Below are 13068 nucleotides of genomic sequence, written 5' to 3'. Positions count from 1 at the left end.
AGCTCCTACCCCGGGGCACGGCGCACCGAGGAGGGCTCCGGACCGCGGTCGATGCTCTACCGGCTCGGCCCGTCGGTGACGCGCTCGCCGGCGGTGGACGCGAGCGTCGCCCAGCAGTCCGGACAGTGGCTCGTCACGATCCAGTTCGACGACGCCGACACCCGGGCGGGCGGCTGCACCGAACAGCAGGCGCGCGACCTCGCACAGCAGCTGAAGCCGTCCTGACCGCGGACGGTCGGGACGGCTTCGGCTGCGGCAGAAGGTCAGTGCGCGGCGACCGACTTCGCGTCGGCGGGCTCCTCGGCGGCGTGGTCGTCGACCATCGTCGCCTCGTCGAACGGGTCCTGCTTGTCCAGCACGCGCTGCGTCTGCGCCAGGTCGACCGTCGAGGTCCACTTGCCGATGAGCAGCGTGGCGATCGCGTTGCCCGAGAAGTTGGTGAGCGCGCGGGCCTCGGACATGAACCGGTCGATGCCGACGATCACGCTGACGCCGCCGAGCAGCTCGGGGCGGTGGCTCTGCAGGCCGCCGGCCAGCGTCGCGAGGCCGGCGCCCGTGACGCCCGCGGCGCCCTTGGAGGCGATCATCATGAACAGCAGCAGGGAGAACTGCTCGGCGTAGCTGAGCGGCGAGCCCATGGCGTCGGCGATGAACAGCGAGGCCATGGTCAGGTAGATGGCGGTGCCGTCGAGGTTGAAGGAGTAGCCGGTGGGCACCACGATGCCGACCGTCGTCTTCTCCACGCCCGCGTGCTCCATCTTGGCGATGAGGCGCGGCAGGGCGGATTCGCTCGAGCTGGTGGCGACGATGAGCAGGTATTCGCGGCCCAGGTACCGGGCCAGCTTGAACACCGACAGGCCCGTGACGAAGCGGAGCAGCGATCCCAGGACGACGAAGACGAACAGCGCGCAGGTGATGTAGAAGGCGAGCATCAGCCAACCGAGCTGGATGACCGCGTCGAAGCCCGTCGCGCCGACGACGGCGGCCATGGCCCCGAAGGCGCCCACCGGCGCGAGCCAGAGCACCATCACCAGTACCCGGAAGACCAGCTTCTGCAGAACACCGATCGCCCGCACGACCGGCTCGCCCGCCGGCCCCATGGCCTGCAGCGCGAAGCCGACGAGCAGCGCCACGAAGAGGGCCTGCAGCACGCTGCCGGCGGTGAGCGCGGAGAACAGCGTCTCGGGCACGATGCCCTGGATGAAGCCCCAGGTGCCGCCCGCGGCGTGCGCCTGGTCGGCGTACTTCGCGCCGACGGTCGGGTCCGCGTGGATGCCGAGACCCGTGCCGGGCTTGAGCAGATTGCCCACCACGATGCCGATGCCGAGCGCGAACGTGGACATGCCGATGAAGTAGCCGAGCGCGAGGCCGCCGATCTTCCCGACCGACGCCGCGGCCCGCACCGACCCGATCCCGAGCACGATGGTGCAGAAGATCACCGGGCTGATCATCATCTTGATCAGGCTGACGAACAGGTCGCCGAGGGGCTTGAGCCCCTTGCCGAACTCGGGGGCCACCAGGCCCACGATCACACCGGCCACGACGGCGACGATCACCGCGATGTACAACCAGTGCGTCCGGTCGCGTTTTCCTTGAGCCGCCACGGGGTCCTCCTCGATCGATGGGGCTGAAAGCCTGGATCGATACTGCGAGAACTGTGACCTGCAGCACAGCTTGTGTTCATTGTGTAAACGTCTTCACTGTGAGGAACAGAGCACGCAGCGTCGCCGCCCAGTCCTTCCTGACCCAGGTCGCGATCCTGCTGACGATCGCCGTGGGCGCGTCGTGGCTGGTCGTGACGCAGGCCCGGGACGACGGTGACCGCACCGCCCGGGCGCAGACCCGCGCCGCCGCGGTGGCACTCGCCGCGTCGCCGTCGACGGTGGCGGCGCTCGCCGCCCCCGACGGGCCGGCGGTGATGCAACCCGTCGCGGAGCGGGTCGGCGCCCTCGGCGGCCTCGACTTCGTGGTGGTGATGCGGCCGGATCGCACGCGCCTGAGCCACGCCGATCCCGCGCTGATCGGAGGGAAGTTCACCGGGACCATCGACCGGGCGCTCGCGGGTGAGACCTTCACGGAGACCTACGCCGGCAGCCTGGGCCCGTCGATCCGCACCGTGACGCCCGTGCACGACGCCTCCGGTTCGCTCGTCGGGCTCGTCTCCGCGGGTGTCACGCGGGCCCGGCTCGGGGATCAGGTCCGCGACGCGCTGCCGCGCATCCTCACGGTGGTCGCGGCCGCGCTGCTGCTCCTGGTGGCGCTGTCCGCGCTCGCGCAGCGGCGGCTGCGGCGGCAGACCCTGGGGCTCTCGGCGCACGACCTGCGCGGCCTGTACGAGCATCACGACGCCGTCCTGCACACGCTCTCCGAGGGCCTCATCGTCTTCGACGCCGACGCCCCGGACGGCCCGGCCCGGGTGGTCAACGACGAGGCCCGCCGACTCCTCGCACTCCCGGACGGCGACGTCGGACAGGACGACCTCCCGGCGTCCCTGCGCGGCGCCACCGATGTCGAGGACGAACTGCACGTGACCGGCAACCGCGTACTGCTCGTGAACCGCCGCCCGGTCGCCGGGCCCACCGGTCCGCTCGGGACCGTCCTCACGGTGCGCGACCGCACCGAACTGCAGACGGTCCTCGGGGAGCTCGACACCGCCCGGTCCCTCGCCGACGCGCTCAGCGCCCAGGCGCACGAGCACGCCAACCGGCTGCACTCCGTGGTCACCATGATCGAGCTCGGCGAGGAGGCCGCCGCCGCGGACCTCGCCGTCGCCGACCGCTCCTCCTCCCAGGAGTTGATCGACCGCCTCGCGGGGGACCCCGCGCCGTCCGCCGTCGCGCTGCTCGTCGCGAAGACCGCAGCGGCGTCCGCGCTCGACGTCGAGCTCACCGTGGCGGAGGGCACGGACCTCGCCCGGGCGCCGCTCCCCGACGTCCAGTTGCTCACCCTCCTGGGCAACCTGGTGGACAACGCGATCGACGCCGCGGGTCCCGGCGGCTGGGTCGAACTCTCGGCGTCGAACCCCGGCCGGGCCTGGGAGTTGCGGGTCGCCGACAGCGGCCCGGGCATGTCCGCCGACGAGTTCGCCCGGGCCCGGGAACGCGGCTACTCGACGAAGGACCGCAGCGGCCGGCTGCACGGCGGCGGGCTCGGGCTCGCGCTGGTCGACCAGGTCGTCCGCCAGGCGGGTGGCACGATCGAGGCGGAGCGCGCGCCGTCGACGGTGACGGTGCGCCTCCCGGAAGGAGAGCGATGACGATCCGGGTGCTGGTGGTCGACGACGAGCCGCAGATCGCCCGCGCGCACGCCGAATACGTCCGGCGCGTGGACGGTTTCGAGCTGGTCGGCGTCGTGGGCACGGCGGGCGCAGCGCTGCAGGAGGTCCGACGGTCCGCCGTCGCCGGCCCGGCCGTCGACCTGGTGCTCGCGGACGTGGGGCTGCCGGACCGCAGCGGCCTCGACCTCGCCGCCGACCTCGCAGGCGTCCGCCCGCGGCCCGACGTCATGGTGATCACCTCGGCGCGGGACATGGAGACCGTGCGCGGCGCGATGGCGAGCGGCGCGATCCTGTACCTGATCAAGCCCTTCACCTTCGCCGCCTTCGCGGACCGGCTGCGCCGGTACCTGTCCTTCCGTGATGCGCTGGGCGGCGGCGACGTGGGGCAGCGCGAGGTGGACGCCGCCTTCGCGGCGCTGCGGGAGGCACCCGCGGCGACGACGGCGCCGAAGGGGCTGGCACCGTCGACCCTGGAGGCCGTCACCGGCGCACTGCGGCACGCGGACGGTCCGCTCGGCGCCGCCGACGTCGCCGCGCGGACCGGGATGTCGCGGGTGACCGCGTGGCGCTACCTCGAGCGCCTCGCGGACGACCGGCTGTGCGAGCGGGTCACCGAGTACGGCGGCCGCGGCCGCCCGGAGGTGCGCTACCGCTGGCTGTGATCAGCGGATCGTGACGCCGTGCAGATCCACGTACTTGTAGAGGTTCCAGTCCAGGCCCTTGACCCGCGCGGGCGCGACGTACGTGGCCGGTGAGACCACCAGGTCGATGATGAACTGCTGATCCAGCAGGTACTCGGTGTACTCGTGCAGGACCGCGGACCGGGCCGGGCCGGCTTCCCCCAGACGTCCGACCAGGGCGGTGTACTCCGCTGTCGAGAAGCCCGACAGGTTCCCCTTCGGCTTGAAGGGCGCGGCGCCGGCGGCGAGAGTGAGCGGATCGGACTGGCCGAAGCCGTGCGGGCCCACCCACAGCTGGTGCCGACCGGACTTGAGGAACGGCGAGAACGCCGCCTGCTCCCGGGGGTCGAGGTCGACTGCGATCCCCACCTGCGCGAGGTCGTTCTGCACGATCGCGGCGATCGACGGTGCGGCCGCAAGACCGGTCGGGTAGCTCAGGGTGAGCGGGCGCGGCCCGCCCGCCTCGGCGAGCAGAGCACGCGCGCGGCCGGTGTCCTTCCGGTAGCGCGCGGCGGCTGCGGCATCGTATGCGGGAGAGGTGTCCGCCCACGGCGCCGCACTCGCGACCGCCGTACCGGCGAACACCTCCGCCGCGATCCGGTCCCGGTCGACCGCGTACGAGATCGCCTGCCGCACGCGCTTGTCCGCCAGGTCAGGCGCGGCGACATTAGCGCCCACGTAGTAGGCGGCGTCCTCGACGTCACCGGTCGTGATGCGGTACAGCGATTCGTCGCGGAACTGCCGCAGCGCGCGGGGCGCGGCGTCGAGGACGAGGTCCGACTGGCCGGCGCGGATCGACGTGAGCAGCGCGCCGGGGTCGCGAACCACCCGCAGGGTGACGCCGTCGAGGCGCGCCGGGCCGCGCCAGTGGTCGTCGACGCGGCGGAACCGCACGCTCGTCCCGACCTCGCGGCCGTCGAACCGGAACGGACCCGTGCCGACGAGATTCGTTCCCGCGCGCAGCTCCGCGGCGGACTCGGCGTCCACGAGCAGCATGAACTCCAGCAGATCGAAGACGTTCGGCGGCGGGGCGGCGAAGCGCAGCACCGCGGTGTGGGGGTCCGGGGTGTCGACCACCGTCACCGCCTTCGCCGCCGCCTGCAGCTGCGAGCCCGCGGCGTCGGAGGCGTACACCGAGACCGCGTACGCGACGTCCTTCGACGTGAAGGGGCGGCCGGTGTGGAAGCGGACGTCGTCCCGCAGGCGCAGCGTCAGGCTCCTGCCGTCCGGCGCCGCCTCCCATGAGCGCGCCACCGCGGGCTCGGGCGTCCGCGTGCGCCGGTCGTAGCGGATCAACGTGTCCCACACCAGGAGGCCGATCGCCATCGTCGTGACGGACTGGCTGTGGATCGACTTCGGGTCGATGTCGGCCAGCGACCCGAGCACCAGGGTTCCTCCGCCCGTGCCGGGCGCGGCGTTCGCCTCGCGCGCCTGCTGCACCGCGGACGTGCAGCCCGACAGGGCCCCGGCCGCTCCGATCCCCAGCGCTCCCAACAGGACCGCGCGCCGCGATACCCCGCTCATCGGTCTCCCTCCCGCCGCGCCCGCTGCACCGCGGGGTCCGGGACCGGCACGGCGGCGACGAGGTCGCGCGTGTAGTCGGATCGCGGCGCCGTCAGCACGCCCCGCGCCGGTCCCTCCTCGACCACGCGGCCGCGGCGCAGCACCACCGCGCGGTCCGCGATCTCGCCCACCACCGCCAGATCGTGGGTGACGAACACGGCGGCGAATCCGAACTCGGCGTGCAGCTCCCGGAACAGGCTCAGGACGCCCGCCTGCACGGAGACGTCGAGGGCGCTCGTCGGCTCGTCCGCGACCAGGAGCTCCGGCGCCGACGCGAGTGCCCGCGCGAAGGCCACCCGCTGGCGTTGCCCACCGCTCAGCTCGGCGGGCCGGCGGCGCAGGACGTCGGCCGGTAGGCGTACGGCGTCGATCAGATCGGCGGCGCGCTCCCGCAGGATCCGGTTGTCGCGTTCGCCGGCGATGTGCATCGGCTCCACCACGATCCGTCCGACGTCCCAGCGCGGATCGAGCGAAGCGTAGGGGTCCTGGTGGATCAGCGCGAGCCGGGTCGCCCGCACATCGACGAGCCCCGCATCGGCGCGTTGGAGCCCGAGCAGCACCCGGCCCAGAGTCGTCTTGCCGGAACCTGATTCGCCGACCAGTCCCACGACTTCGCCACGTCCCACCGTGAGGTCGACACCGTCGAGCGCAGTGGTTCCGTCGAATTCGACGCGCAGGCCCTCGACACGGGCGACCGGCTCCGTCGCGGCCGGGACCGGTGCGGGTGCGGCCGCGGCCGGGAGGCGCGGGACGGCGGCGAGCAGTTCGCGGGTGTACGCGGCCCGCGGATGCGCGAACAGCTCGTCGACCGGCGCGGCCTCGACGGTCTCGCCCCGACGCACGACCGTGACGCTGTCGGCGAGGTCCGCCACGACGCCCAGGTTGTGCGAGATGAGCAGCACCGCGAGGCCCTTCCGGTCGCGCAGGTCGCGAAGGAGCGCGAGGATCTGCGCCTGGACCGTGACGTCCAGTGCCGTGGTGGGCTCGTCGGCGATGAGGAGCGCCGGTTCAGAAGCGAGCGCGAGAGCGATGACGACGCGCTGCTTCTGCCCGCCGGAGAGCTGGTGCGGGTACCAGTCGGCGCGATCGTCCGCATCGGGAATGCCGACGTCGGTGAGCAGCTCGACGGCGCGCCGCCTCCCCTCGGCGCGTCCCACCCGGCGGTGCGCGCGCAGCACCTGGAGGATCTGCCGCCAGATGCGCTGCGCCGGATTGAGTGCGGATTGCGGCTCCTGGAAGACGAGGGCCGCGCGGGTACCGCGCAGCTCCCTCAGGGCGTGCTCGCTGCGCCCGATCACCTGTTCACCGCCGAGGTCGATGCTGCCGGTGGCCGTCAGCGACTGCGGCAGGAGGCCCAGGACGGCGAGCCCGGTGAGCGTCTTCCCGGACCCGGACTCACCGACGAGGGCGGTGACCGAGCCCGCGGGGACGGTCAGGTCGAGGCGGTCGAGCAGGACTCGGCCGTCGGGACCGGTGATGGTGAGCGCGGTGACGGTCAGGGGCGCGGTCATCGACGGACCCCCGCGAAGCCCCGGGCGATGAGCAGCAGCGCGAGCGAGAGGGCGACGATCGCGACCAGCGGCCCCCAGGCGTAGGCCGCGTTGGCGTCCCAGTTGTTCACCGCGCCCGCCAGGACCGAACCCAGCGAGGGGGTGGGCGGCCGGACGCCGACCCCGACGAAGCTCAATCCGGATTCGACGAAGACACCGAGGGAGAGGGCGAGCGCCACCTGGACGGCGAGCGGTTCCAGGGCGTTGGGCAGCACGTGCTTGGTGAGGACGGTGCCGGGCGATGCCCCGGCGACGCGCGCGGCCTCCGCGTAGGCCGTGCCCCGCAGGCGCAGGACCTCCGCGCGCGTGAGCCGCAGGAAGACCGGCGCCTCGGCCACCGCGATGGCCAGCACGACGGTGACCGTGCCCGGGCCGCGCAGGGCGGTGAGCAGGATCGCGAGGATCAGCGCCGGGAAGGCCAGGACGACGTCGGAGACCCGGGCGAGGATCGTGTCGGCCGTCCGGTTCGCGGTGCTCGCGAGCCCCAGTGCGACGCCGACCACCGCGGCGATCGGGACGGCGCTGAAGATCACGATCAGGCTCGTGCGGATGCCGTACAGGACCCGGCTCAGGACGTCGCGATCGAGATCGTCGGTGCCCAGCGGGTGGGCGGTGCCGGGCGGCAGCAGGTTCGCGCCGGGGATCTGCCGGAGCGGGTCCTCGGGTGCGAGCAGTGGTGCCGCGATCCCGAGGACGACGAGGAGCGCGAGCAGCGCGGCTCCGGCGAGCAGTGAGCGCGACCGCGTCACGCCGACCTCCTCGTGGGATCCAGCAGGCGGTGCGCCGGGTCGGTGAGGAGCGCGATGACGATGAACACGGTGACGGCGAGCAGCAGCACCGCCTGCACCACGGGGTAGTCCCGCGCCGCGATGCCCTGCCCGAGGAGCTGCCCCAGCCCGGGCCACGCGAAGATCGCCTCCACGAGAACGGCGGAGCCGAGCAGCTGGCCCGCCTGGATGCCGAAAACCGTGACCACGGACGGGAGGGCGTTCCGGGCCGCACCGCGCACGAGGATCCGTCCGGCCGGTACGCCCGCGGCCCGGGCGGTGAGCACGTAGGGCCGCGCCCACTCCGTGCGGAGCGCCTCGGCGAAGAACCTGGTGAGCGTCGACGCGACGGGGACCGCGAGACAGACAGCGGGAAGGAGGAGGTACTGCAGGGTGATCGACGGATCGTCGGCGTAGCCGCGCGGCGGAGTGCCGCCGGCCGGGAGCACCGGCCACACCACGGCGAAGAACTCGACGAGCAGCACCCCGGTCACGAAGGGCGGAACCGCGATGCCGATGACCTCGAAGGCGGCGATCACGGCGCGCACCCAACGCGGGCGCGCCGCGACCGCCGTGAACGAGAGCAGTGCCGCCAGGATCACCGCGATGGCCAGGGCCGTCGCGCCGAGGGCCGCGGTGTTCCGCAGCCCGTCCGCCACGAGCGCATCGATCCGCCCGCCGATCACGTAGGACCGCCCGAGGTCGCCGGTGAGCGCTCCCCCCAGCCACTGCAGGTACTGCGTGAGCAGGGGCCGGTCGACGCCGAGCTCCTGCCGGAGAGCGGCGAGGGTGGCCGGGGACGCGTCGGCGCCCGCCAGCGCCACCGCGGGGTCGCCCGGGACGGCGTGCAGCACTGCGAAGATCACGATCGACGCGAGGAAGAGCGTGAGCACGGCGATACCCACACGTCTGCCCACGGCCACCCATCCCACCGGGCCAGTCAACACCGGCTTCGGTGCGCGCGCGAGCGTTCCGGTCGCGGTGAGCGGAAACGCAGGCGTTCCCCGCTAGACGGTGACGCCCTTGGCGGCGGCGGAGTCGCGCGTGGTCAGGTAGTCCTGGTGCAGCATCCGGCGGGTGATCCGCGGCGTGAACGAGCGGCCCAGCGCGCCGACGACGCCCAACGGGGTGTTCACCCGGGTGGGACGGTCGCGCAGGGCGCGGATGATCATCCGGGCCGCCTTCTCGGGGCTGATGGCGCGCGCATCGTCGTAGGCCTCGGTGGGGGCGATCATCTCGGTCCGCACGAGCGGCATGTGGATGTTGGTGAAGGTCACGTGGTCCGACAACAGCTCGGTCGCGGCGATGTCGGTGAAGGCGTCGAGCGCCGCCTTGCTCGCGACGTACGCCGCGAACCGCGGCCCCCGGGCGAGCACGCCGATGCTCGAGATGTTCACCACGTGCCCGAAACCGCGCTCCCGCATGTGCGGCAGCAGCGCGAGGATCATGCGGACGGCGCCGAAATAGTTGACGTCCATGGTGCGCTCGAAGTCGTGCATCCGGCCCGTCGAGGCCTTGACCGAGCGCCGGATGGACCTGCCGGCGTTGTTGACGAGGTAGTCCACGTGGCCGTGGTCGGCGAGGATCCGCGCGACGGTCGCATCGACCGCGTCGGCGTCGGTCACATCGCACACGTAGGCGGACGCCTCGCCGCCGCTCTCCCGGACCTGCTCGACGGCGCCCTCCAGCTCGGTGGCGTTGCGTGCCAGCAGGATCACTCGAGCACCCTGTGCGCCGAGGGCGATGGCGGTCTGCCGGCCGATGCCCGCCGACGCACCCGTGACCACGACGTGACGCCCCGCGATCGGGTCCCGGCGCCGGAGCCGGGCCGGGTCGAGCTGCTCGCGCCAGTAGCCGAACAGCCGGGGGCCGTACTCCCGCAGCGGCGGTACCTCGATCCCTGTTCCCTCCAGGGCGTGCTGCGTCGCCTGCGAGGTGTACGTGGCGGTGAAGCCGAGGTTCTCGAACGCCTTGGGCGGGATGCCGGCCTGCTTGAGGAAGGTGTCGCGCAGGACGCCGACCTTGCCCGCACCGCTGGCACGGAGGGCGGGGTCGACCACCCGGCGCGGAACGCGGCCCACCGCTCGGGGCGCGCCGGCGGGCCGGGCGATGGCGCGGTACAGCTCCAGGACGCTCTGCGGGGTCGGGTTCACCAGGTGGTACGTCCGTCCCGTCCCGTGGGGCCGGAGCAGCAGCTCGACGAGCGCCTCGGCGACGTAGTCGACCGGCACCACGTTGGTGTCGCCGGTGTCCGGCAGCACCATCGGGACCATCGAGGGCACCCGCCGCAGCGCGTCGAAGACGGGGAAGAAGTAGTACGGGCCGTCGACCTTGTCCATCTCACCGGTGCACGAGTCGCCGACCACGATGGCGGGCCGGTAGACACGCCAACGCAGGCCCTCCGCCTCGCGGACCAGCTTCTCGGACTCGAACTTGGTGCGGTGGTACGGCGACGGGAACCCCTGGCCGAGATCGAAGTCGTCCTCGCCGAAGCTCCCCCGATGATCGCCGGCGACGGCGACGGAGGAGACGTGATGCAGTTCGGCGCCCGCGGCCCGCGCGAGCTCGATCACGGCGCGGGTGCCCTCGACGTTGACGCGGTCGTTCGCCTCGTCGCCCGCGGACATGTCGTAGACCGCGCCGAGGTGCAGGACGGCGTCGACGGCCGCGGGGGCGGAGGCGATGCCCAGGCCCGGCGCGGCGAGGTCGCCCGGTAGGGGAACGACGCGGTCGCCGTACCGCGCGCGCCATTCGTCGAGCTTCGCCACGGACGACGGGCGCACCAGCAGGTGCACCGTCGCGGCGGGATCACGTTCCAGCAGCAGGGGGACGATGCGGCGGCCCAGGAATCCGGTGGCGCCGGTGATCAGGTACGTACTCATGGGTGCGACTCCTCTGGGAGGCTCAGAAGCAACTGACTTTGAAGTAACCTTACTCCAGAGTCAGTTCTCCGCCAGCCCCGTCACTCCACTGTGAGCAGGTTCTCCAGGTCGGAGGCGTCGACGAGCGGGTCCTCGAGGTCGACGACCAGTCGCGAGTGCGCTATCAGCCGCCCGCGGCCGGTGATGGCGGAGTGCAGCGCCGCGTACTCGCCCACCCGCCCGGCCGCGCGCACAGTACCGACGAACCGATTCCCCCGCGGGGAGATCGTCTCCAGCGACTGCCCCTCGGCGATCTCGCCACGGCGGTGCATCAGCGCGAGCCGCGCCGACGTCCCCGTCCCGGTCGGGCTGCGACACAGGACGCCCGGGTGGACGTAGGTCGCGGACCGCGACTCGAACCGGCCGTCGCCGATCCGGCGCACGTCACCGGTGAAGTGCGCGAACGACAGCGGCCCGACGTCACCCAGGTCGGGATGCTCCTGAAGCAGGTCCGGTCGCGCCGCCCGCACGAACGCGTCGCCGAACGCGGTCAGGGCGATCTGCTCCTCGGAGCCGAGCGTGAAATCGTGGGCCCGCGCGTCGATCACCGCGTAATAGGCGCCGCTCCACACCAGGTCGAAGCCGACGGTGCCGTAGTACGGGACGTCGACGGAGAGCCCCTCCCGCGCGACGTACGCCGGCTCCCCCTGCGTCGTGATCGATTCCACGCGCCCGTCCCGTACCTCGGCCCGGATCCTGGCCAGCCCGGCGGGCGATTCCAGGACCACGTCCTGGGCGCCCTCCCGCATCGGGATCGCGCCGCTCTGCAACAGCGCCGTCGCCGTGCAGATCGTGTTGGAACCCGAGTACATCGGATAGCCCATGGCCTCCATGATGATGTACCCGGCCTGCGCCTCGGCGTGGCCCGGTTCCACGATCAGGTCGACCGACATCGCCGGGTCGCCGTACGGTTCCGAGAGCAGCAGGCGCCGCAGCCCATCGCCCTCGTCCTGCAGGTACCGGGCCTTCTCGCGCACCGTCGCCCCGGGGATCGGACCGATCCCGGCGACGACGATCCGGCTGACGTCGCCGCCCGACTGGGTGTCGATCAGCTCGAGCGAGCACTCACGCCGCAGCATGGGGCGCCCCCACCCGGTCCCAATGCCGGTCGGGGACGACCACGAGGTTCCCCACGTACGACTTCGCCATGAACTCCCGCTGGGCCTCCCGCAGCCGCGACAGTCGGTACGTGCCGTGCAGCAGCGGGCGGATCGCGCCCGATTCGATGTACCCGAGCAGCCTGCGGAAGGCCGTGCGCGTGCCCTGCGACGAACCGTGCAACTCGAGCTGCTTCAGGTACATCGTCCGCAGATCGAGCTGCACCACGGCGCCGCCGATCGCGCCCGCGGTGGTGTAGCGCCCCTCGGGGCGCAGGATCCGCAGCAGGTCGTTGAACATCGGACCGGCGACGAGGTCGGCGACCACGTCGACGGGCCCGTCGACCGCGCGCGCGACCTCGTCGATCAGCTCGCCGCCGCCGTCGCGCGCGACGACCCGCTCGGCCCCGATGTCGAGCAGCGCCTGCTCCTTACCGCGGCTCGAGACCGCGTAGGGGACCGCGCCCCGGACCCTGGCGAGCTGCAGGATCGCCGATCCGACGCCGCCCGAGGCCCCGGTCACGAGGACGTTCTCGCCGCGCGCGAGCCGCGCCCGGTCGAGCATCTGTTCCGCCGTGAGGTACGCGCAGCAGAAGGTCGCGAGCTCGGCGTCGGTCATCGCGGAGTCGACGGGATGGGCGTTCTCCGTGGGGACCGTGACGAATTCGGCGTAGCCGCCGTCGCGGCCGTGGCCGATGTAGTCGATGTCGGCCAGGCTCTCGTCGCCCTCGGGCCGGTTGTAGATGCTGAAATCCACCAGGACGCGCTCGCCCACGCGCCCCGGGTCGACGCCCTCGCCGACGGCGGCGATCCGCCCGACGATGTCGGCGCCCTGGATCCGCGGGAAGCTGAGCGTCGATCGGCCGCGCCGCCACGTGGACACCGACCCGGGGTCGACCTCCGTGCCGTACGCGCCCTCGCGCACCCACACGTCCGTGTTGTTCATGCCGCAGGCGTGGACATCGATGAGCACCTCGCCGGGGGCGGGGCTGGGCCGGGGTACGTCCTCGCGGTAGACGAGGTTGTCCAACCCGCCGTGGGCGAGGAGTTGCACGGCCCTCATCGTCGCAGGAGCACCGGATCGATCTGATGACTCCATACTTCGATGCTGCCACGCCCGGCGGCCCCCGTCCGCCGTTCCGTGACCTCGGCTACGGATTCGCCGCGCCGCCGTCCGCCCGGGATGCGTCCCACCGAGTTGTGCACGGTCGTG

Annotated in this window: 11 protein-coding genes; 3 read left to right on the top strand and 8 right to left on the bottom strand. The window is 72.7% G+C overall.

All coding sequences use genetic code 11. From position 1 onward, the window contains the following. Positions 1-51: 51 nt before the first annotated feature. On the top strand, positions 52-225 hold the full coding sequence (locus FK530_RS25735) for a hypothetical protein (protein WP_158645007.1): 174 nt from the start codon (positions 52-54) through the stop codon (positions 223-225). 38 nt (positions 226-263) lie between these two features. On the opposite strand, the gene FK530_RS02105 is transcribed toward FK530_RS25735, so the two are convergent. Beyond that, complete coding sequence (locus tag FK530_RS02105) at positions 264-1604, bottom strand: cation:dicarboxylate symporter family transporter (protein ID WP_316250478.1); 1341 nt, start codon at positions 1602-1604, stop codon at positions 264-266. Between the two features lie 98 nt (positions 1605-1702). Between FK530_RS02105 and FK530_RS02100 the strand changes: the two genes are divergently transcribed. Together FK530_RS02100 and FK530_RS02095 are read left to right on the top strand one after the other, a co-directional pair. Beyond that, positions 1703-3256: a sensor histidine kinase gene (locus FK530_RS02100; protein ID WP_231706459.1), complete on the top strand. Its 1554-nt coding sequence runs from the start codon at positions 1703-1705 to the stop codon at positions 3254-3256. Beyond that, positions 3253-3939, top strand: coding sequence for a response regulator (locus FK530_RS02095; RefSeq protein ID WP_146485316.1), 687 nt, complete (start codon positions 3253-3255; stop codon positions 3937-3939). Before FK530_RS02100 ends, FK530_RS02095 begins: the two co-directional genes overlap by 4 nt. Here the strand turns inward: FK530_RS02095 and FK530_RS02090 are convergent, their stop codons facing one another. The 7 genes from FK530_RS02090 to FK530_RS02060 all read right to left on the bottom strand — a co-directional run bounded on the left by FK530_RS02090 (position 3940) and on the right by FK530_RS02060 (position 12918). Beyond that, positions 3940-5481 carry an ABC transporter substrate-binding protein gene (locus FK530_RS02090; RefSeq protein WP_146485315.1) on the bottom strand — a complete coding sequence of 514 codons (1542 nt, stop codon included), beginning with the start codon at positions 5479-5481 and terminating at the stop codon, positions 3940-3942. After that, a complete protein-coding gene (locus tag FK530_RS02085; protein ID WP_146485314.1) occupies positions 5478-7031 on the bottom strand; it encodes an ATP-binding cassette domain-containing protein in 1554 nt (517 codons plus the stop codon). The genes FK530_RS02090 and FK530_RS02085 overlap by 4 nt, the downstream gene beginning before the upstream one ends. After that, positions 7028-7819 carry an ABC transporter permease gene (locus FK530_RS02080; protein ID WP_146485313.1) on the bottom strand — a complete coding sequence of 264 codons (792 nt, stop codon included), beginning with the start codon at positions 7817-7819 and terminating at the stop codon, positions 7028-7030. Before FK530_RS02080 ends, FK530_RS02085 begins: the two co-directional genes overlap by 4 nt. Continuing rightward, positions 7816-8754 (bottom strand): ABC transporter permease, encoded by a 939-nt coding sequence (locus FK530_RS02075; RefSeq protein ID WP_231706458.1) that lies wholly within the window; start codon positions 8752-8754, stop codon positions 7816-7818. The genes FK530_RS02080 and FK530_RS02075 overlap by 4 nt, the downstream gene beginning before the upstream one ends. Before the next feature lie 90 nt (positions 8755-8844). Next, positions 8845-10719: an SDR family oxidoreductase gene (locus FK530_RS02070; RefSeq protein ID WP_146485312.1), complete on the bottom strand. Its 1875-nt coding sequence runs from the start codon at positions 10717-10719 to the stop codon at positions 8845-8847. An 80-nt stretch (positions 10720-10799) separates the two neighbouring features. Further along, positions 10800-11837, bottom strand: coding sequence for a proline racemase family protein (locus FK530_RS02065; protein WP_231706457.1), 1038 nt, complete (start codon positions 11835-11837; stop codon positions 10800-10802). Continuing rightward, positions 11824-12918: an alcohol dehydrogenase family protein gene (locus FK530_RS02060; RefSeq protein WP_146485311.1), complete on the bottom strand. Its 1095-nt coding sequence runs from the start codon at positions 12916-12918 to the stop codon at positions 11824-11826. The genes FK530_RS02065 and FK530_RS02060 overlap by 14 nt, the downstream gene beginning before the upstream one ends. Between the last annotated feature and the right edge of the window lie 150 nt (positions 12919-13068).

The organism is Tsukamurella conjunctivitidis (assembly GCF_007858475.1).
Taxonomy (GTDB): Bacteria; Actinomycetota; Actinomycetes; order Mycobacteriales; family Mycobacteriaceae; genus Tsukamurella; species Tsukamurella conjunctivitidis.
This window is presented reverse-complemented; position numbering and strand designations above follow the sequence as displayed.

Excerpts from the sequence above, each read along its gene's own strand:
- FK530_RS02090 (WP_146485315.1), bottom strand. The coding sequence starts at position 5,481 with ATGAGCGGGGTATCGCGGCGCGCGGTCCTGTTGGGAGCGCTGGGGATC.
- FK530_RS25735 (WP_158645007.1), top strand. The coding sequence starts at position 52 with ATGCTCTACCGGCTCGGCCCGTCGGTGACGCGCTCGCCGGCGGTGGAC.
- FK530_RS02085 (WP_146485314.1), bottom strand. The coding sequence starts at position 7,031 with ATGACCGCGCCCCTGACCGTCACCGCGCTCACCATCACCGGTCCCGAC.
- FK530_RS02095 (WP_146485316.1), top strand. The coding sequence starts at position 3,253 with ATGACGATCCGGGTGCTGGTGGTCGACGACGAGCCGCAGATCGCCCGC.
- FK530_RS02070 (WP_146485312.1), bottom strand. The coding sequence starts at position 10,719 with ATGAGTACGTACCTGATCACCGGCGCCACCGGATTCCTGGGCCGCCGC.
- FK530_RS02060 (WP_146485311.1), bottom strand. The coding sequence starts at position 12,918 with ATGAGGGCCGTGCAACTCCTCGCCCACGGCGGGTTGGACAACCTCGTC.
- FK530_RS02065 (WP_231706457.1), bottom strand. The coding sequence starts at position 11,837 with ATGCTGCGGCGTGAGTGCTCGCTCGAGCTGATCGACACCCAGTCGGGC.